Annotated in this window: 16 protein-coding genes; 6 read left to right on the top strand and 10 right to left on the bottom strand. The window is 38.4% G+C overall.

The features are described 5' to 3' along the window. Positions 1–21: 21 nt before the first annotated feature. Positions 22–1,257 (bottom strand): ABC transporter permease, encoded by a 1,236-nt coding sequence (locus tag ACY2RU_RS16210; protein ID WP_490139528.1) that lies wholly within the window; start codon positions 1,255–1,257, stop codon positions 22–24. A gap of 8 nt (positions 1,258–1,265) precedes the next feature. On the opposite strand from ACY2RU_RS16210, the gene ACY2RU_RS16215 reads away from it, so the two are divergent. After that, complete coding sequence (locus tag ACY2RU_RS16215; protein ID WP_490139529.1) at positions 1,266–2,552, top strand: exo-beta-N-acetylmuramidase NamZ family protein; 1,287 nt, start codon at positions 1,266–1,268, stop codon at positions 2,550–2,552. Here the strand turns inward: ACY2RU_RS16215 and ACY2RU_RS16220 are convergent, their stop codons facing one another. Then, entirely contained in the window at positions 2,553–3,071 is a 519-nt protein-coding gene (locus tag ACY2RU_RS16220) for a YkgJ family cysteine cluster protein (protein ID WP_490139530.1), read from the bottom strand. It lies immediately after the preceding gene. 180 nt (positions 3,072–3,251) lie between these two features. Between ACY2RU_RS16220 and ACY2RU_RS16225 the strand changes: the two genes are divergently transcribed. Further along, positions 3,252–3,977, top strand: coding sequence for a class I SAM-dependent methyltransferase (locus ACY2RU_RS16225; protein WP_490139531.1), 726 nt, complete (start codon positions 3,252–3,254; stop codon positions 3,975–3,977). Here the strand turns inward: ACY2RU_RS16225 and ACY2RU_RS16230 are convergent. Continuing rightward, entirely contained in the window at positions 3,949–4,488 is a 540-nt protein-coding gene (locus ACY2RU_RS16230) for a DUF2059 domain-containing protein (protein ID WP_490139532.1), read from the bottom strand. The genes ACY2RU_RS16225 and ACY2RU_RS16230 overlap by 29 nt on opposite strands. Positions 4,489–4,529: 41 nt before the next feature. Here ACY2RU_RS16230 and ACY2RU_RS16235 point away from each other — a divergent pair, with 41 nt between their 5' ends. Beyond that, the gene (locus ACY2RU_RS16235) at positions 4,530–5,315 is read left to right on the top strand and encodes a membrane metalloprotease (RefSeq protein WP_490139533.1); all 786 of its coding nucleotides are present in this window, start codon (positions 4,530–4,532) and stop codon (positions 5,313–5,315) included. Between the two features lie 33 nt (positions 5,316–5,348). On the opposite strand, the gene ACY2RU_RS16240 is transcribed toward ACY2RU_RS16235, so the two are convergent. The 6 genes from ACY2RU_RS16240 to ACY2RU_RS16265 all read right to left on the bottom strand — a co-directional run bounded on the left by ACY2RU_RS16240 (position 5,349) and on the right by ACY2RU_RS16265 (position 15,471). After that, complete coding sequence (locus ACY2RU_RS16240) at positions 5,349–6,980, bottom strand: amidohydrolase (RefSeq protein WP_490139534.1); 1,632 nt, start codon at positions 6,978–6,980, stop codon at positions 5,349–5,351. An 81-nt stretch (positions 6,981–7,061) separates the two neighbouring features. Then, positions 7,062–7,466: a hypothetical protein gene (locus tag ACY2RU_RS16245; RefSeq protein WP_490139535.1), complete on the bottom strand. Its 405-nt coding sequence runs from the start codon at positions 7,464–7,466 to the stop codon at positions 7,062–7,064. A gap of 46 nt (positions 7,467–7,512) precedes the next feature. Next, positions 7,513–9,276: a TonB-dependent receptor gene (locus ACY2RU_RS16250; RefSeq protein WP_490139536.1), complete on the bottom strand. Its 1,764-nt coding sequence runs from the start codon at positions 9,274–9,276 to the stop codon at positions 7,513–7,515. A gap of 33 nt (positions 9,277–9,309) precedes the next feature. Next, positions 9,310–12,330 carry a tetratricopeptide repeat protein gene (locus ACY2RU_RS16255; protein WP_490139537.1) on the bottom strand — a complete coding sequence of 1,007 codons (3,021 nt, stop codon included), beginning with the start codon at positions 12,328–12,330 and terminating at the stop codon, positions 9,310–9,312. A 284-nt stretch (positions 12,331–12,614) separates the two neighbouring features. Beyond that, a complete protein-coding gene (locus tag ACY2RU_RS16260; protein WP_490139538.1) occupies positions 12,615–14,570 on the bottom strand; it encodes a S8 family serine peptidase in 1,956 nt (651 codons plus the stop codon). 7 nt (positions 14,571–14,577) lie between these two features. Continuing rightward, positions 14,578–15,471 (bottom strand): hypothetical protein, encoded by an 894-nt coding sequence (locus ACY2RU_RS16265; RefSeq protein WP_490139539.1) that lies wholly within the window; start codon positions 15,469–15,471, stop codon positions 14,578–14,580. A gap of 241 nt (positions 15,472–15,712) precedes the next feature. Here ACY2RU_RS16265 and ACY2RU_RS16270 point away from each other — a divergent pair, with 241 nt between their 5' ends. Genes ACY2RU_RS16270 through ACY2RU_RS16280 form a run of 3 tightly spaced genes read left to right on the top strand, consistent with a single transcriptional unit; the run spans position 15,713 to position 18,527 of the window. Continuing rightward, positions 15,713–16,174, top strand: coding sequence for a hypothetical protein (locus tag ACY2RU_RS16270; RefSeq protein WP_490139540.1), 462 nt, complete (start codon positions 15,713–15,715; stop codon positions 16,172–16,174). A 48-nt stretch (positions 16,175–16,222) separates the two neighbouring features. Continuing rightward, entirely contained in the window at positions 16,223–16,906 is a 684-nt protein-coding gene (locus ACY2RU_RS16275; protein ID WP_490139541.1) for a cell division ATP-binding protein FtsE, read from the top strand. A gap of 31 nt (positions 16,907–16,937) precedes the next feature. Beyond that, a complete protein-coding gene (locus ACY2RU_RS16280; protein ID WP_490139542.1) occupies positions 16,938–18,527 on the top strand; it encodes a hypothetical protein in 1,590 nt (529 codons plus the stop codon). Here the strand turns inward: ACY2RU_RS16280 and ACY2RU_RS16285 are convergent, their stop codons facing one another. Beyond that, positions 18,528–20,165 carry a S8 family peptidase gene (locus ACY2RU_RS16285; protein WP_490139543.1) on the bottom strand — a complete coding sequence of 546 codons (1,638 nt, stop codon included), beginning with the start codon at positions 20,163–20,165 and terminating at the stop codon, positions 18,528–18,530. Between the last annotated feature and the right edge of the window lie 89 nt (positions 20,166–20,254).

Here is a 20,254-nt window from a genome sequence, read left to right on the forward strand (position 1 = left end):
GGCGTGGTAACGCCTAAAAAATTATTCGTAACGAATAGCTTTGACCGGTGAAATTTTTGAAATAATATAGGAAGGGATTAAAAGCATCAACAAACACAGTAGAAAAGTACCTACATTTAAGATCAAGATATAGCCAATATTTAAATAAACGGGCGCTTCGGTCACATAATAGGTATCGGGATTAAGCGGAAAGATCTTCCCATATTTTTGCAGTAATAGGAGTCCGATGCCAATAAGGTTACCCCAAAAGAGCCCAACACCAATAAGATACATGGCATTGTACAAAAATACTTTACGTACACTCCAATCACTGCTTCCAAGCGCTTTAAGAATACCGATCATCTGGCTCCTTTCGAGGATAAGCACAAGTAGCGCGGTGATCATATTGATACCTGCAACGAGGATCATAATTCCGATAATAAGCGCAATGTTGAAATCGAATAAATCTAGCCATTCGAAGATGGAATAATATTTTTCACGAACCGTCTGGGTATCAAGCGTGCTTCCTGTTTCGTTGTAAATTGCGAGTCCGGTAGCCCCTACTTGGTCAAAATCGGTTACAAAGACCTCAAAGGCACCAATTTCATCGTCATTCCATTTGTTGAGACGTTGAATATGGCGAATATCGGCCAGAACATATTGTTCATCGAATTGTTGAAAGCCACTGTTATAGATCCCTTTGATGACAAACGGACGCACTCTTGGTGCCTTGGAACTGTCGTTATTTAAGAAAAATGTTTCAACTTTATCGCCCAGTGTAAGTCCCAAACGATTTGCCAAATACGATGATAATAAAATATCTGTATTGAGTTTTGAGGTATAGTCTGGCAGTTCCCCTTCGAGCAAGAAATCCTGAAAGGCCGTCCAATCATAATCGTTACCTACGCCTTTTACAATAACCCCTTCAAAATCGGTTGGAGTTCTGATCACGCCTCCCTTAGTTGCAGTTACCTGAATATGGCGAATTCCTTCAACGGTTTTAAATTTCGGGTAAAAATCTTGATCTTTTGAAATAGGAATCTGTGAATCGTTGGAAGCATTGGTGTCGAAGTTGGTAATAATGATGTCACCATTAAATGCCGAGACCTTTTCACGTACTTTTTTTTGGAGTCCGACGCCCGTGGCTATTGAGATCAGCATCATAATAATTCCGAGGGCGATAGCAGTAATGGCGATTTTTATTATTGGTGCCGAAATACTACTTTTATAATCCTTGGAGGCAATGATGCGCCGGGCGATAAAAAATTCGAAATTCACGTGTTTTAATGCAATTGATCAGTTTCAAAAATACAATAATAATCGCGCTTTTGACTTGTTTTTCTTGTGGAAATACTACGGAAAGCCAAAGTCAGATTACAGGTAATAGCACTGTGGCAGTTGCGTCAGAAACGCCGATTATAGCAGAAGGTGCAAGGAAGATCATTGTAGGTGCAAACCGTCTACAGAAATACCTTCCGCTTCTCAAAGGTAAAAGTGTAGGTGTTGTTGCAAACCAGACCTCAGTGATCCAATCAAATACGGTTTATTATAAAGACGGACAAGAAGTCTTTGCCTTTACCGAAGATCACCTTGTTGATAACTTGCTGTCAAATAAAATTAACGTTACAAAGGTATTTGCACCAGAACACGGATTTCGCGGTACCGCCGATGCAGGTGAACTTGTCAAAGACGGGATCGACACCAAGACTGGCGTAGCTATTACTTCGCTTTATGGAAAGAACAAAAAACCATCACCCGAACAACTACACGGGCTAGATATAGTTGTTTTTGACATTCAAGATGTGGGCGCTCGTTTTTACACCTATATTTCGAGTCTGCATTATGTGATGGAAGCCTGTGCCGAAGCTGGAATTCCTGTGATGGTTCTAGATCGTCCAAACCCAAATGGCCATTATATTGACGGACCAATTCTGGAACCTGAGCACAAAAGTTTTGTTGGCATGCATCCCATACCCGTTGTTCACGGTATGACCATGGGAGAATATGCCCAAATGATCAATGGTGAAAAATGGTTGACAAGTGGCATACAATGTGAACTCACAGTGATTCCTATGGAAAATTACACTCATGACATGCCCTACTCAGTGCCTATAAAACCGTCACCCAATATGCCGAACGACATAGCGATTAATCTATACCCAAGTTTGTGTTTTTTTGAAGGTACCCCAATAAGTGCTGGACGTGGAACCGGCAAGCAATTTCAAATTTTTGGAGCGCCTAGTTTGCCTTCGGAGATGTACTCGTATACCTTTACTCCGCAATCAAACGAAGGCGCAAAGTACCCTAAATTTAAAGGAGAAAAATGCTACGGAAAAGACCTTTCAGCTATTAAAAGATTAAGTGAAATAAATTTAGAATGGCTTATTGAAGGCTATACTGCTTACGGTAAAAAAACATCATATTTCACCGATTTCTTTACTACTCTAGCAGGAACCAGAAAGCTACAAGCACAAATAATTCAAGGCCTTAGCCCTGATGAGATTAGAGAGTCCTGGCAAGACGGATTGAAACAATTTAACGCTATGCGTTCAAAATATTTGCTCTATAAATAATTAGGGTCGCTTGGGCGGTTGGTACTTTAATGCAACACGATCCTTCATGGCTTCCACGATATTAAATGCCGCTGGACAAATTTCCACATTTTTTAAAGTAAGATTTCCGTAGCGCTCAAAACGCTTAGCGTTTGTGTGTGGATATTCGGCGCAGGCTTTAGGTCGAACGTCATAAATACTACAGTAATTATCGGCTCCCAGAAACGGGCATGGCAAACTATTTACTACAAAATCATTATCTTCATCTATACGTAAATAGGTTTCGATAAATTTTTGTTCTTTCATTCTAAAATGCTTCGAAATACGCGCAATATCCTTATCGGTAATTAATGGACCCGTCGTTTTACAACAGTTAGCACAGCTTAGGCAGTCGGTTTTGGCAAATTCTTTATCGTGCAGGTCTTGCATGATCACATCTAGATCTTTCGGCGTTTTCTTCCGAAGATTAAAGAAGAATTTTTTATTCTCTTTATACTTATCTTTGGCGGCGGCTGGCAGATTTTTAAGTATTTCATCCATGGCGCGAAGGTAGGAAAAAGGGATTATAGTAAATAGTGATTGGTGATTGGTGAATCGTGAACAGTCAACATTGTTTTATTTATCCAAAATACTAAAACACCACTATTCAAAAATACGAATAGACCATCATTGCGTTATAATTGCCTTAGAGAGTTAATAATTCATTCAAACACTAATTCATTGAACAATCTTGATATCCTCGGAAATGCATTATTAGATTATCACTTCGGAAAATACACCGAAGATATTATTACGGAGACTAATATCAGTGATGCCGATGAACTACCGCTCCCCTATCTTTTCCGCAGTTATTCTGAAATGCCCAAATTAGAGCAAACCGCTCTAAAGCTTTGCCATGGAACTATTCTGGACGTGGGGTGTGGCGCTGGAAGTCACGCCTTATATCTACAAGAAAAAGGTTTAAATGTTACAGCTATTGACACTTCCGAAGGTGCGGTAAAGGTGGCGAAATTACGCGGACTGCATCATGTTTTTACGGAAGCATTCCTAAACTATAAAGCAGGAAAGTATGACACCATTTTATTACTTATGAATGGTACGGGTATTTTTGAACGGGTTTCGGCTGTGCCTGATTATCTTCAGCATTTAAAAACCTTATTAAATGAAAACGGACAAATACTGATTGATTCTAGCGATCTACAGTATATGTATCCCGAAAACGAAGATGGAAGTATTTGGGTGCCAGCGAACCATTACTATGGCGAATTACAGTTTACTATGTCTTACAAAGGAGAAAAAACCACCGAATTTTCTTGGCTATATCTAGGTGAAAGTCTTTTTGAGGAACTCGCTACTAGCAACGGATTTCAATTTGAAGTTATAACCCGAGGTCAAAATTTTGATTATTTAGCCCGCCTTACTGTTGCGGAACATAACCCGCTTTAACCAATTGACCCATTTTCTTAGCGAAAAGATCCCGACTCCAATACTCAGAGATCTGAGAAATGTCGGCACTTAGGACGTCAGATTTGGATTTAATTTTAAGCCCTAATTCACTCGAATAAAAAGCATTAACCGCATCAATTGATTCTTGATTAGGTTTTACCGTATCATCAATGAGTTGTTTTCCCGCATCCGATTGATAAAAAGCGGCCATTTTACTAATGTCATCTGCCGTAAAATGATTGCGATATGCAAAAGAGAGATTAGTAACGATCTCTTCAAGGTCTTCTTTTTTATCTGCTTTTAGCTCTTCCCAGAAACTTTCTGGAACATTTGCCGTTTGAAATTGCTGGCGAATCACCTGAAACATTTCCTCATAAGCAAAACTATATTGATCACTTGTTCCGTTACTATTTAGATAAGATACGATCTCTTCTTGAAATTTATCGGTTTGTGAAATACCCGAAAAACAAATTAAAGAAAAAACCGTTAAAAAAAAGATTCTCATTTTCATAATGCTCATTTATACGTTATGTTTGTTAAAAGTACAAAAATATGCTATTGAAACTTCCGTACACTAAATTATTCATTTTTTTCCTTGCGATCTCCGTTTTAACAAGCTGTAAAAAGGATGACGACAAAGATTCAGTAGATCAAAGCAAAGCAGAAAACCTGAAACAACTGGGGCTTTCGGCCGAAGATTTACTATCAGAAGATATATATCAAAAACTGCGCCTAGAAATTCTTTACGTTGCAGGATACCAACCTTTACCTGCCAGTATTACCAGTTTAGAGAACTTTTTAAACGCACGTTTAAACAAACCCGGTGGAATTGTTATTACGCAGCGCGCCATTCAAAGTCCGGGAAATTCACCCCTAGACACCGATGAAATTAGAGACATCGAGGACGAATTTAGAGCAGAATATACAGAAGGTGATGACATAGCTGTATATATTTTGTTTGTAGATGGAAAATCATCAAACGACACAAATTCTTCTGTAACTTTGGGTACGGCCTATAGAAATACTTCTATGGTTATCTACGAAGAAACCTTAAGAAACCTCAGTGCTATGAATAACGGACCAGATCTATTTTTGTTGGAAGCTACAACACTGCACCACGAATTTGGTCATCTTTTGGGCTTAGTTGGCATTCAAGATGATGATATCCACACAGATCATGTTGATGTAAATCATGCAAAACATTGTAAAGTAGAAGAGTGTTTAATGTATTTTGAAAGTAGTTTACCAACCCGTATCATGACGCGCAGCATCAATAATGAAGTGACAACATTGGACCCGCTCTGTATCGCCGATCTACAGGCGAAAGGTGGAAAATAAAATCTACTAGCTGAACTAAATATTTTCTGTATTTTATTCTTGCGAGTAAACCTCCTCACCATTCACAAACGTTGAAATAACTTTCACGTTAGGAATACTATCGGCTGGAATGGTCATAATATCTTGATCTAGTATGGTGAAATCGGCAAACTTTCCAACTTCAATACTGCCTTTTTCAGCTTCTTCAAAGTTTGAGTATGCAGCCCAAATGGTCATTCCTTTTAGCGCTTCCTCCCGTGTCAATGCTTCTTCCATTCTGTAGCCATCTTCAGGGAAATTTTTGAGATCTTTTCTCGCTACCGCTGCATAAAAAGTATACATTGGATTTACCTTTTCAACAGGAAAATCAGTTCCCAAAGCGATTATTCCAGCTTGATCTAAAAGAGTTTTATAGGCATACGCACCTTTTATTCTTTCTGAACCTACTCGGTCTTCAGCCCAATACATGTCGCTGGTAGCATGCGTTGGCTGCACCGACGGGATGATATTCTTTGAAAATTTGTCGAATTCCGAAACACTTAAAATTTGAGCATGTTCTACCTTCCAACGTGCATCTGTCTTACCTTTCAAGGCCTCCTGATACGCACGAATCACTGCAACATTCGCAGAATCTCCAATCGCATGGGTATTCATTTGATAGCCAGCCGCAGCAATACGCTTAGCAAGCTTCATTAATGAGTCTTGCGGGGTGATCATTGCACCAAAATGATTTTCTTGATCTGAATACGGAGCACGCAATGCGGCTCCGCGCGAGCCAAGAGCACCATCGGCGTACACTTTTACCGAACGCACATTAAGACGATCTGTTTTTATAATTCCTTTTTTGAGGTAATAATCTAAGTTGTTTTTTGAATTACTTACCATCGCATATACCCGAATTGCTAAAGAACCATCGGCTTGCATTGTATCAATCAACTCAATGGTCTTTTTGCCTAGCCCGGCGTCATTAACCGTTGTTAATCCTAATTCAAAACAAATTTTTTGGGCATCGATAAGCGCTTGTCGTGCTACTTCGGGGGTCATATTCGGGATAACATTCCACACTAAGCTCATGGGTGTATCCACGAGCAATCCCGTAGGTTCACCATTGCTTACAATTACTTCTCCTCCATCCATTTTCGTTTCCGAAGTAATTCCAGCCATTTCAAGGGCTTTACTATTCGTGATCATGGCATGACCATCAATTCGGGTGAGCGCCACTGGGGTTTCGGGAAAAAGTGAGTCAAGTTCTTTTTTCGTTGGAAATTCCTTGATCTCCCAATCGTTCTGATCCCAACCCCGTCCAAGAATAAATGCTACATTTTTTTCTTTCTGAAAGTCACTCACTCTTTCTAATACCTCAGCATAACTCTGCGTATCAACGAGATCAACATTTTGAAGTTTGGCGCCCAGGTTAAACAAATGAGCATGTGCGTCTATAAGTCCGGGAATCACTGTTCTACCCTTTGCATCATAGGTTTTTGCAATGTTGTATTTAAGTTCTAATTCAGGTTTGAGTCCGATTTCCAGAATTTTTCCATCTTTTATGACCAGCGCATCTGCGGTATCAAAGTCTTTATTTACCGTATAAATAGTGCCATTTTTAATAAGCAGATCTGCGGGTTGCTTTTCTGGTGCACAAGAAATAATAAAAAGTAATAGAAAGAGACTTAAAATAGATTTCATCGGATTGGCGTTTCAGTAAAAATAAAAAAAGCATTCCACAAAACCGGAATGCTCTTTAATTATTCTTTTTCCACTAAAAAACTACCGCGCTAGCGTGTACAGATAGCCATCATTTCCACCTCCCGTGGGAAGTTTATTGGTATCTATAAAAAGTTGGTCATTAGCAAGTGAAAATTTCCCGAAATCCTGACCATTCATTGTAAGATATGTTAAGCCCTGAACGGTTACTACCTCATACGAATGTGTCACTGGATCACCTGGCGACCCCAAAAAGGCATCAATTATGGTGACTTCATCTTGTGTAAAGATCCATACAATTTCATCGCGTTCTGGATATTCATCAACACCACCAATCCCTCCCGTAAGATGAACTACGTGCCATTCTCCAATCAATGAGGATTCTTGAGCATTCTTGTCATCATCAGAACTACAACTCATTGTTACCGTCAATATTCCTAAAAGTATTGCTATAATTTGTTTTTTCATCATGCTTGTTTCTAGTATGACCTACAAATTATTAAAGGTTGCGTCTCTACCAATCAAATTTATAGGTAGCTCCTGCCAAACCTTGAATTGACTGGACTGGGAAGCCATACCATTTCTCATAATTATCACCAATCAAGTTACTTCCTTTTACAAAGAAAGAAAGTCTATCGCTAAATCGATAACCTAAATGCGCGTTTGCATCTACGTAACCATCTAAGGTTACCGTTGTAGGAAACGGATCTATTGAAGAGCCTACAGCGATCTCTTGATCTTTGCGTTCGCCAACATAAAATAGTGAAGCCCCTCCGTATAGCTTTTCAGTAATATTAAAGTTGGAAAACAAGGTAGCTTTCAACTCGGGCTTATTCCAAGCTTCCGTTTGAAAGTCGGTGTTATAACTAAAGAAACTAGCATTGGCTCCTATGCTGAAATTTTCTGAAATCGCAGCCGTAAGCTCTCCGAATATTTCTAGCGTATTCAGATCGTCATAAACGACACCGAAAGAATTGCCGTATTCATAAACTTCAGTTACTTCCGAAGGATCCACAAAGACGTTATTTCTGAAAAATGCGTGATTATCATCTTTTCCGTAGGAACCGCGAACATTATACCCGATTTCGTTAGACAATTTTCCTTTAATTCCTCCAAAGCCTTCGTAAACATGACTTGTTGGCGCCACAAAAAGTGTTGGAGAAACAAACGGATTTTCACTTTTAAAACCGTAATAACTATTTTGATCTAAACCGCCATCAGCTCCACCATATACAATTAGTAATTCATCTACCAAACGATATGAAACGTTGATCTTCGGGTAGATAAAGATATCTGACTGGCTATTTTTTGTGTCCAAGCCAACATAGGCCGCTGCTCCAAGCGAAAGCGTTAGATCTTCGTTTACATAAACAATGGAAGGCGCTATTCCTGCATTGAGATAACTGTATTCAAAACCGGGTCCGTCGAGAAAAGCACGATCAAAAGAACCATTTAAGAAATCGATGTCACCATCAATCTTTAGCGTTAGGTCATTCAGCGGAAAAGAAAATTCTGGCTTTGCAAGCACATTAATTTCCGAAGATCCAAAGGCGTCACCTGTATAGCGTAATTTAGCCGAAAGTTTTTCAAAAAGCGATTCATCAAAAGTCATATTACCCCCTACATATCCACTAAAATAGGTCTGTTGAATATCTTCAGCTTGCTGATTCGCTTCAAAAGTTTCAAAATATTGATCGTCAATTCCGTACCAATTAAAAACCTGATGTTCTACACCAGCCTCTAAACGATACGATGCGTCTCGTTGTCTACTTGCGTAATGTGCATCTAGTTGCGTATCATAAAATTTGTTATCGCCATTGGCATTGTCAAAATCTGTTCCTTGCGACAAATTATGTCTAAAAAAGAAGCCTGCATTATCGGTTCTACTTATTTGAAAATTGCTGAACAATTCTCCAAGAATACTCGTATAATTTCCGAAGCCAAGCGTTGCATAATTATCGTACAATTTAACGGGCTTCGCTTTTTCAACTGTAGCCGCTTTCCCTTTAGCGGGAGTAAATGTAGAAGCTACGGGCACCGAAAAGATATTGTATTCAACAGGTTGCTTTTGGGTTGAAACAGAATCGTTAAGCACAGGTGTTTCTTTCACTTTAAAAGCATCGGAGATCGTTGGTGTGTAGGGTTTCACAATATTAACCACTTCGGTGCCAAGGTCGTCATCTTGGGCAAAAGCATGTGTGGTACAAAAAGTGAACAAGAGTAGCAACACACTAGAAACGAAAGTGGATTTAAAATATAAATTTGCTATGATTTTCATAGATAGATTTTTTTGTTTTGAGAGATTTGGAGACTAGTTTCCGTCTGTTTCAACAGACGAGTTTGTTTTCGATTCGGCAGCTTTGATCTTAGCCAGCTCAACTTTGGCTTCTTCAACCACATCGGGGTAATCGGTAAAATTGGTGATCACGCTTTCAAGAATATAAGTCGCCTGGTACGCGTCTTTTAGCGCATAAAAATTCTTCGCCATAAGCAGTAAGCCTTTGGCTCCATAGAATTTAAAGCCACTAAAATCTTTTGCTAATTTCTGTATCGCTGCGTTTGAACTTTCAAAACTTCCAGCCTTGTGTTTAAAGTATGCGTCGTAGTAAAGTGCTTCGGCAGCCAGTGCTCCTGTTGCAATTTTTGACACCTCAGCATAGGCTGTTTTGGCTTTGCCTTCGTCGCCGGTTTTCATAGCAGAACGCGCAATGATCACTTGTGCATCGCTTTTTATATTGTTGTCTATTTTTGAATTCTGAAGGACTTTTTCAGCAAAATTAACGGCTTTAGCGTAGTTTTTCAATTCGTAGCTCGCCTTCATTAAGTTTGTTTGCGCAAAGATGATATTCTGCGGGAAGTCGGCTTCCAACTCCAATCGGGCGAGATAGGTATACGCATTTTGATATTCTTTTTTAGTAAGATACAATTCAGAAATACGTGCTAGCGCTTGTTCGGTAAACTCGCTGCGCTCTTTGTCAACCACGAATTTAAAATGGCCAATCGCCTTTTCCGAAGCATTCTTCGCAAAATATAATTGTCCGAGATAAAAATGAGCCTGTAAAGCATGCTGCCCATTTGGAAACTGCTGTAAATAGGCTTCAAAACGTGTTGTTGCTTGTTCGGTCTTATTTTCCAAATACGGTTGTTCAGCAGCCTGATAAGTTGCATCGTCTAATTCGGCGTCAGCCACATCGACAAAATCTAAGGTATTTACCCAATTGGCATATTCATCAACACGCCCTTGATCGATATAGATCAGCTTTGCAGAAGATACGGCTTGCATTGCTTCAGGTGTAGAAGGGTAATCATTTGCAACACGCTTAAACAAGCTTAGCGCATCATTACTTTTTCCGGCATTGTCAAAAAGCAGTGCTTTTTTCAATAACGCTTTAGACACATAACTACTTGTTGGCACTTCGCGAATTAAGCGATCATAGGTTTTTAGTGCCTCGGCCGAATTATTCTGAGAAACATAGGTATTTCCCAATTCGTATAAAGCGTCATCTTTGTAAACCGATTTAGGATACTTTCTTGAAAATGCATTGAGCTCTTCCAGTTTCGTTTCGGTTCTATCTACAAAGCCGTAACTGATTGCCTTCTGAAAAGCGGCATAATCGGCATCTGGCGTACCAAGTTCAATGGCCTTGTTATAATTTTCCATGGCTGGCCAGTATTTGCTTGTTACAAAATGACTATCGCCTAAGCGTAAATAAGCATCTTTTTTACGTGCCGCTTCGCTATTAGTCGCCGAAACATAGGTAGTAAAGTTGGAAATTGCATCTTCATATTGCTTGAGCTTAAATTGGTTGTAGGCCAAGTTATAGCTGCTGTTTGCATATTCTGGGGTTGTAGTAGATGCAGGTAATTGTTTAAACTGCTTATAACCAATAAGTGCTTCCTCAAAATTTGACAACTGATAATCGCTTTCTGCTTTCCAATAGGTGGCTCGAGCAGTAAAACTAGCATCACGAGGCTCTTTTAAGGATTTATTGAATAACGAAATGGCTTCTTGATAGTTACCTTCATTGTATAATTCAACCCCTCTAAAGAAAGCCACTTTTTGATACGCCAGCTTGTTTTCAAACGATTTATTGTTTTCCAACAATTCCATCGCAGCTTTGTAATTTTTGGAGGTGATATACGAATCGATCAAAAGATCCTTTAGGGCGGCTCCATTTTTATTCTTCGGGTATTTTTCTATAAAATTTAAGATCACTTGCGGAACACTTTGGTAGCTATTCCCTATCTCGTAGCTCAATTTGGCATAATTAAGCGTTGCATCTTCTTGAATTTCCAAAGAAAAATCCATTTCCGAAGCATTTTTAAAAGCATTCAGTGCTTGTTGCTTTTGATCTAGTTTCAAATAGCTTTCGGCCAAATGATAATACGCATTTTGCGCTACACTGTTGCGGCCGTCAATAATTTTATTAAACTCCCCAATGGCGTTTTCATACTGTCCTTGCTTGTAATAAGCATACCCAAGTTGGTAGTAATCTGTGTTATTCCAACGGCCACTTTTTCCTTTGTATTCTTTAAGAAATGGAATTGCCTGGTCGTATTGCTCTAAATTAAAATAGCTTTCGCCAATGATCTTTGCTAGTTCACTGCGTTCCTTTGGGTTTGAGCTGTCGTATTTCTCGGTTCCCATATCGATCGCTTTCTGAAACTTCCCGAGTTTAAAGTTCATATCGGCTTGATAATAGCTTAATCCTTCTGCGTAGCGCTCTTCATCTTTCACCTCTTCAAAAAGTTCGTTGGCTTCGGTATAGTCATCACCTTCATAAGCGATAAAGCCCAGATAATATTTTGCCTGCGAGCCATATTTAGCCGATGTACTTACGCGATTAAAATATTTTTTAGCTTCGTTGTAGCGCTTGCTTTTAAAATAGGCATATCCTTTATTAAAGTTATAGCGGTCATTTTCGCTACGCGGAATACTAGCATCATCCACTTTATCATACCATTTTAAGGCATAGGAATATTTTCCATTTTCAAAATAGTAATTAGCCACATTGATATAGGCGTCATTTCGCTTGATGCTTGTGGGATAATCACTTACAAAGGATTCCATCAATTGATCGGCATCCTGCTGATTTAAGCGTACAGCACAATTTGCGATATAATAGGCGCAATCACCTTGAATTGATTCGTCTGCCACTTGCTCTTTTACATTCGTAAAAAGATTCTGTGCGGCTAGAAATTGATTGTTCTTGTAAAGTTCAATCGCCTTGTTGAAATCAGCTAGTTCATTTGTAAAAACAGCTGTTTGTTGGGTATAGGCTGTAAGGAAAAAGCACGCGAATAGCATGCTTAACATGAGGTTTTTTGTCATTGCACTGTAGGTTTATTTTGAACGTATAAAGATACATTTTGTGCTAGAAGTCTAAATAGTTGACAGGTGAAATTTTTAACATTTAACCAAACAGGCTTAAACCTTTGTATTAAAGCTCTTTATTTAAATCTTTCTGAATTCTGTCATATGCTACGAACTTCTAACATCTCTAATAACGGCGGAAACGATCGATAATTATATTCACGCTAAGTTTATTGAACAAATAAAAACCGAGACTAAAGAGTCCCGGTTTTTCAATATAGCTAGTTTTAGGAAACCTAAGGTTAATTCTTGATAACCTTTTTTGTAAAAATTTCTTGATCATTAAGATCGTAGCCTTTTATTAGGTAAACACCTGTAGAGAATCTTGACAGGTCAACTTCAACTTGATATTCATTTATATTTTCAATGGTTAACATTTCAATTCCTATCATATTAAATACTCTTATCGAAACAATTTTATCTCCATCCTTATTTTCTTTGGAAATAGTTGTTAAATCATAAACGATGTTAGGTGCTAAAATATAGGTTTCTAATTCTTCTACTTTCTCACTATTTTTTTCGTCAGAAGTTAAAGGAGAGGTAGCACAACCAGTTGTATCAATAACCAAGGTGGAGTCTATTTCGAAAATTGCAAAGCCATTTGAGTTTGGTTCTAAAAAAGTTCCGTCTTCCAAAATAATTTCATTCTTAGCAGTAACAGTTACGGTTGATTCATCTGTAAACTCCTGATCTTCCATAACTATACTTTCAGAAACCCCATTAAAGATAAAATCCCACCGAGAAAACCTTTGGTTTCTTAAATACGCTATTGAGTCTGACCTCAATAAATTATTAGTTAATTGAACGGCACGGCCAGTATGTAGCGTTCCAGAACCATAATAGCCTGCAGCAATTTGATTTGCTGGGATATCATCAATGTTAGTAGAAGTTATTTTCAATATGGAAACAACTTCATTAAAAGGCAAACAATCATTTAGTGCCTTCATTAACCCAACGGTTCCCGTCACCAAAGGCGCTGTAGGAGACGTCCATAAATCTGTGTCTGATATATATTCGATTGTACCATTCATTACCGATTGATAATGCCGATAGTGACCAGAACCAGGGGCTACAATATCAACTTTGGCATTTAAAGTTGGTGTTTTGCCTAAATCGAGACTAACTTGGTTTTCAAGAGGCTGATTACAGTCATAATTTGCCACAAGCCTTGTTCTTCCTGTTAAATAATTTTTCACATTTGGAATATAACTACCTGAGCCATCACTAGCAATATTATTGCAATCCAAGTCGTTTCCACTTCCAACTGCCGAGACTGAAATAACATTGTCAAATGATGCGGGATAAAGCTCGTTTCTGGGCAAACTTCCAGTTTTTTGATTCCCCGCTGCTGCAATAATTACTATGCCATATTCAGTCAATTCATCTATAGCATGTTGACGGCTCTCTGAATAGCCCAGACCTACCCAGCTACAATTTATTACTCTAGCACCAGCCTCAGCTAACTCTATAATCCGTTCAAAACTACTCCCAGGAAATCCAGGCACAGATCTGTAGCCATTTTTGAGAACGCTACAATCAAAACATACTCCTGTACCAGAATACGCATTGTCACCTTGCGCAGCGGCGATTGCAGTAACATTATTTCCATGGGAAGTACCGTTAGGGTCAGTGTCTTCTGTGGCTAACACCGTAGTTTTATTAGCAAATTCGAGATCCGTGGCATCCAAAGGCCCACCGTCTGATATCCCAATATCTATATCTAAGCTACCCGTGGTATAATCCCATGCTTGAGGCATTCCAATAAAGTCCAAATATCTTAAATTGGCATTAGCTCCTTGATTTGAACCACCTGTGATTCCATAATCATTCGGAAAATACAGCAATTCTGGATCCTCGATCCCTAAATACTCTCCATATTCAAAGATTGAAGGTGCTTTTTGAAGAAATTCTTTAAGGGAGGTAGCAGAATTTGTTTGAACATAAAAAGTTCTTTGCAAATCTGATCGCTTAGAAAAGTTAAATTCCTTCTCAAAAACATAAATTGTGTTATTATTAAAAAGGGCTTGTAAAGCCAAATCCCTACCTGAATATTTTAGAGATGTACCGTCAAAATATAGTGACGGATTAAAGTCGTGACTACTTGCACGTACATAGTAGCCATAAACTTGCGCTTCAGTATATGTTGTACTAGCCAACAAAAACACTATGAAGAGCAAGATAAGTTGCATATTTTTCATAGTTCCTCTATTTATCATTGTTAATAGCTTCGAGTCTTTCTACCGCTAAATTCAATTTTTCCATTTGCTTGTCTTTCTCTATAAGATATAAAGTAAGCTCTTCAATCTTTTGCAATAGCAATTTGTTCATTTCTCCTAACTCGATTCCATTTTTTTCAACTTCTTTCGCACTAGGAATATTTTCCAAATGCCCAAAAGCGTTTATATGCTCTTCTACTTCCTTTAATGTTGGTAATTTGTAGTCATCTTCAAAAACGAAATCGGCCCAAGTAGTATAGACCTTAACAGAGTGGGCGCGTACTTTTCCATCGACAGAAAGTTTATAAAGATCACTCCCGTCCTGATAGGATGCTGTTCCAATTGAAACATAAGAATTTGCCTTTGGTAAATTTAAAAATACATTTCCTGCGCCGTCTTCACTCAGACTGTAAAATACCGTTTGATTTTTATCATAGTACAGTTGCTCGCTCGATCCTCCAGTATTCGCAAAAAATCTAAATCTGCTCTTGTAGTTTCGATCTTCGATACCCAAAAAAGATTGCGCTTGAGGGTTTAAATTTGATTGAGGGAAATCAAGGAAATTAAATAGGCTCCCTGTGCTGGACAAGGTTGTTCCAGCTCTCAAAACATTACACGCTAAATTTCGAGCCTCTCCATTGACGTAAAACCCACCATTGGGAAGATTTGAAACAAATTTTCCTTTTTGCCCAAGTATATTTCCTGTTACATCAAGTTTCTCAGTTGGAGCAGTATTGCCAATTCCAACATTTCCGTCTCTATACAAATCACCAACATATTGAGTAGAACCACCCCAAGGATGAGCAGGCGTGGGCCCCACGTCTTGTGCAATTAGAAAATTTACAAAAAGAACACTACAAATAAATAGAATATTTTTTTTCATAATAAAAGAGTTTAGATGAATATTAAATACAATGAAAACGATCTGAAAAACACCATGGACTTGTCTTCAAAACACTTAAATCTATAGATTAATAAACTGTGTATCAATACTAAATACATAAGTGCATTTGTCTAATGTATAAGCGTGACCTAATAAATGAAATGTGTAAATCGTTTAACCTATTTTCACTTCTGCTAAAGAAAAATCTGTACTTTTAAAGCTGAAACATTACAGCACAATCATGAAATACATCCTCTTATTTTGTTTTGCACTAGTTGTTACAACCAATGGGTTTTCGCAAAAACTCAAAAATGTAACTGAAAAGAATGGAAAGATCGGAATTGGCACCAAGCAACCCGATGAAATGCTAACGGTTAAAGGGAAAATTCATACTCAGGAAGTTTTGGTCGATCTTAACGGCGCGGTTGCACCAGATTATGTATTTGAAACCTATTTTACAGGCACCTCGCAATTAAATCCTACTTATACAATGCCTAGCTTGAAAGAAGTTTCGGCGTATATAGAAACAAATCATCATTTACCAGGTATACCTTCGGCAGCTGAAATGACTTCGGAAGGACTTTCGCTAAAAGCTATGAATCTTATCTTGCTCCAAAAAATAGAAGAGCTTACCCTCTATACACTTCAGCAGCAACAAGAACTAGATAACTTAAAAGAAAAACTTTCTGAAATCGAAGATTAAGGCTACTTTTGAGGACGCATTCAGAAACAATTAAAAGCAACCCTATTCATGTCGCAACCTGTTTTATTTTTAAAGAACGCCTCTATATTTCAACGCGAGAATCTCATCCTTTCGGATGTAACGGTCTCGGTTGAAAAAGGTGAATTTGTATACCTAATTGGGAAAACAGGAACAGGGAAAAGTAGTTTTATGAAAACCTTGTACGGCGACCTCCCCTTAAATAAGGGCGAAGGTGAAATTGTAGGTTACGATCTTGCTACGCTTCAAGAAAAAGACATTCCTTTTCTACGCAGAAAACTTGGAGTTGTGTTTCAAGATTTTAAACTGCTCAATGATCGCACGGTTAAAGACAATTTAATGTTTGTTTTAAATGCAACCGGCTGGAAAGAAAAACCCGCCATGGAAACGCGAATAGATAAAGTTTTAGATAAGGTAGATATGAAAACCAAAGCGTTTAAATATCCTTATCAACTTTCTGGCGGCGAACAACAACGGGTGGCTATTGCACGAGCTCTTCTCAATGACCCCGAGCTTATTTTAGCCGATGAACCTACAGGAAATCTTGATCCGCAAACAAGCGTCGAAGTGATGGAAGTACTCCAAGAGATCAATAAAAACGGAAATACTATTTTAATGGCAACACATGATTATGCTCTGCTTCTTAAATATCCTTCTAAAACCTTAAAATGTGATGAAAATCAGATCTTTGAGGTGGTTCAAAAAACGGTCTAACGACACTATCAACCAAACTATAGCTTAGCAAATGAGTTCCAGAAATTCCAAGCGAATCGATATTGTTTTTCAGGGACTGTTCTATCTGTTATGTGTATTCTATCTCGTTTTCTATATGCCGTATGGCTTTGAAGATACCGATACCGGATATATTTTTGGATCTTCTTGGAACGTTTATAACGGTCAAATACCACATCGTGATTTTATTTATACACGCCCAGCCATTCCGGCGTTTCTGCACACTATTTTTTTGTTTATTTCTGAAACCTATGGGTACTTATTAGACCGATCATTTTTCTACATTCAAATATTTCTCTATTCCCTATTAGGAACTAAATTGCTCTTTGAGCATTTTGAAATACGATCAAAAACCAGCTTGTATTTTATTGCATCATTGGCCGCGATCACCACAATTCACAACTACCCACCAATGGGCTGGAATACAATTGATGGCGTCTTATTCTGTGTTTTGGCTTTTTATTTTATTCTGAAGAAAAACACTTCGGTACTTTATATCTTGTTAGGATCCTTCTGCTTGATGCTAGGAGTCTTCTCTAAACAATCTTTCTATTTTATTCCTATCTTTTTATTTGCCTATTTGGTGTTGCAAAAAGATTGGTTCCGACTTAAATATTTTGTGATCTTCGGATTTTTATCGTTGATAAGCTACCTTGGTTTTAAATTGACCAATGGTTCCTTAGCTCCTTTCTGGGAACAAACCTTCCAACGTACATCAAGTTCGGCTCTTGTTGAGGCCGGTATCAAAACATATTATTTAGCAGTAAAGTTTCACTTTTTACATGTTCTGGGAGTTTTGGCTTTGGCTATACTCGCCGTGAAATTCAGAAAAAATACTTTGGGCTACCTAATAACCAATTTGATCATCATTGGCTATATAGCTGTATCATTTTGGAATAACTCGGGAGATTGGTCGGTGATCAAGATTGTAATGCAGTTTTTATTTATGGCTGCTACAGCCTATGCCTTCTGGATGGTATTAAAAGACAGACGATACCTCCTTCTTTTACTATTGCTCACCTTAAGTTGGAGTGCCTCCATTAGCAATGGGTTTAGAACCCCAATTCATTTTGCTCTGCCTATGGTTTTTACGCTGTATTTTTTCTTTTATCACAATAGAAATCAATCCTTATCTATTCCCGTGGCGACCATCGTACTTGTTGGATATCTAATCACCTTCGGAATTGGATATCAATACATTTATCGTGACTCTCCACGAAAAGAACTTACGTACAACATGGGCGAGGTATTTCCTCAATTAGCTACGATCAAAAGTGATAAATCAACCTATGAAAAATATACAGAACTAAAACAACTTTCTACCAAATACCCTAAGTTTACAGCCATACCTTCTATGCCCTTGGCAAATTATCTTACTAGAACAGTAAATCCTATTGGAACCGATTGGCCACTTGACGTTGAAATTAATGATGAAGCGTTATTACTCGTTCAACAACTTTCAGAAAAAAACACAACTGTGCTTTTAGAAAAGTTAACGCTTACTCCTTACGAAGCAGACGGATATGATATCATTCCGTTGATAAAAAATACGTGGACTCTAATAGAGGAAGGAAGATACTTTGATGTATATCAATCGAAATGATCACTGCGGAATGCTAGGATCACGCAAAACAAGGTCGCAAGGCTTTTGAAGTGTTGGATCAATCTTTAACGAGATACTCCCCTTCTTATTTGGACGTAATACCGTATTCTGACCAATAACAATTTGGTGCTTAGCCTTCAGATCAAAACGTGCAGCTTCAGTGAATTTCTGATTTTTTATTGTAACCTGATTTGAGTAGGATGTTAGTTTTAAATTCCAGCGGGAAAATTGCTGATTTTCTATCATTACATTCCCTTGTTTAGCAAACATATTATAAACCATTTTAACAGCTCTTCCCGTATTTAACATTCCTGCACCATAATTTCCAGCATACGGCTTGTTTGCTTCAATATGGTCAATATTGGTAGCAGTTAATTTAATCACAGTTTCTACTTCTTCAGCAGGAAAACAAGGCGCCATCGAAAAAATAAGACCCACAGTACCTGAAACAAATGGAGAGGCGCCAGATGTTGTTGAAAAATGATTGTACTCGAGGTCTCCTGTAAAAGTATATGGGGCAAAATTAACAATATCGACTGTTGGCGTAAGTATATCTATCATCGGGTTTAGGGTGCGTACGCTAACAGGATAAATCTTGGGTGCTTTGGTAGTATCATTATCAACAAATCCACCCGTTCGCCCCACGTAGCCACGAATATTGGCAAAGGCCGGTGAGTTGTCTTTTGGGATAATCACAGTATTTTCAGAGACATCTGCATATTTATGCATGACCGACGATACAGCGATCACCTTATCATAACCTGCGGGATACATGGTTACCTTCCCTTTGGTGTCTTCCCACTTTTTATTTCCTCCAGAAGCCACGACCACAGTTCCGTTTTTTAAAAGCTCTTCTATCACTGCCTTCCCAGAATCGTGATACGCATTTGCAGCCCAACTACAATTCACTACGCGAGCACCAAGCTCGGCCAAGCCTTGAACTTCCGAGTAGTTTTTAACATCACCATAGATAGTTCCATAAACACTGCAATCATAACAAACCCCCGCGATTCCATAACCATTGTCTCCTTGGGCCGCAGCATTGGCAGAGATCGCTATCCCGTGGCCTTTTGAAAGCGTCGATCCTCTAATTTGTTTCGACTTACCTGCAAATTCAGGATTCAAGGTATCTAAACGACCATCTGAGATCCCAATAATCGTATTTCTATCGCCCGTTGTGTAATACCATGCTTCGGGCAAACCGAGTACATCTAAGTAATCTAAATTTGCCTGCAAACCTATATTCGCACCAATAGTGCTAGTTAATCCGTAATCATTGGGTTCGTATATTTTTTTGTCTTCGGAAGGAATCACATCTCCAGATTCGAACATATCGGGCACATTAGCCAACAGATCAGGCAAGAGTTGCTCGCTATTTGCCATAACAAAAAAAGTGCGTTTGAGATACTTTCTACGCGCCTTCCGATAGGTTTTTTTGAATTCGTAGATCTCGTATGTGTCAAGAACCTGCTTTAGCTTACTATCATTGCCTGTATATTTTAATTGATCCTTTACTTTTTTAAACTGCGGCAGGATCAAAGTATCTGTGGCCCGAAGGTAAAACCAAGCTTTTTCTTGCGCCTGAAGTTCTTTGGGTGCAATCACAAATAATAATAACAAGAAAAGGCAGTTCTTCATTTTATAAAGCTACATAATTTTTCGGTTCCCTATTAAAACTTAGGTTCGCAAAAACTAAAAACCTTCTTCAGATATTGTAAATTAGCCTC

This window comes from Ulvibacter sp. 2305UL32-6 (assembly GCF_058148545.1).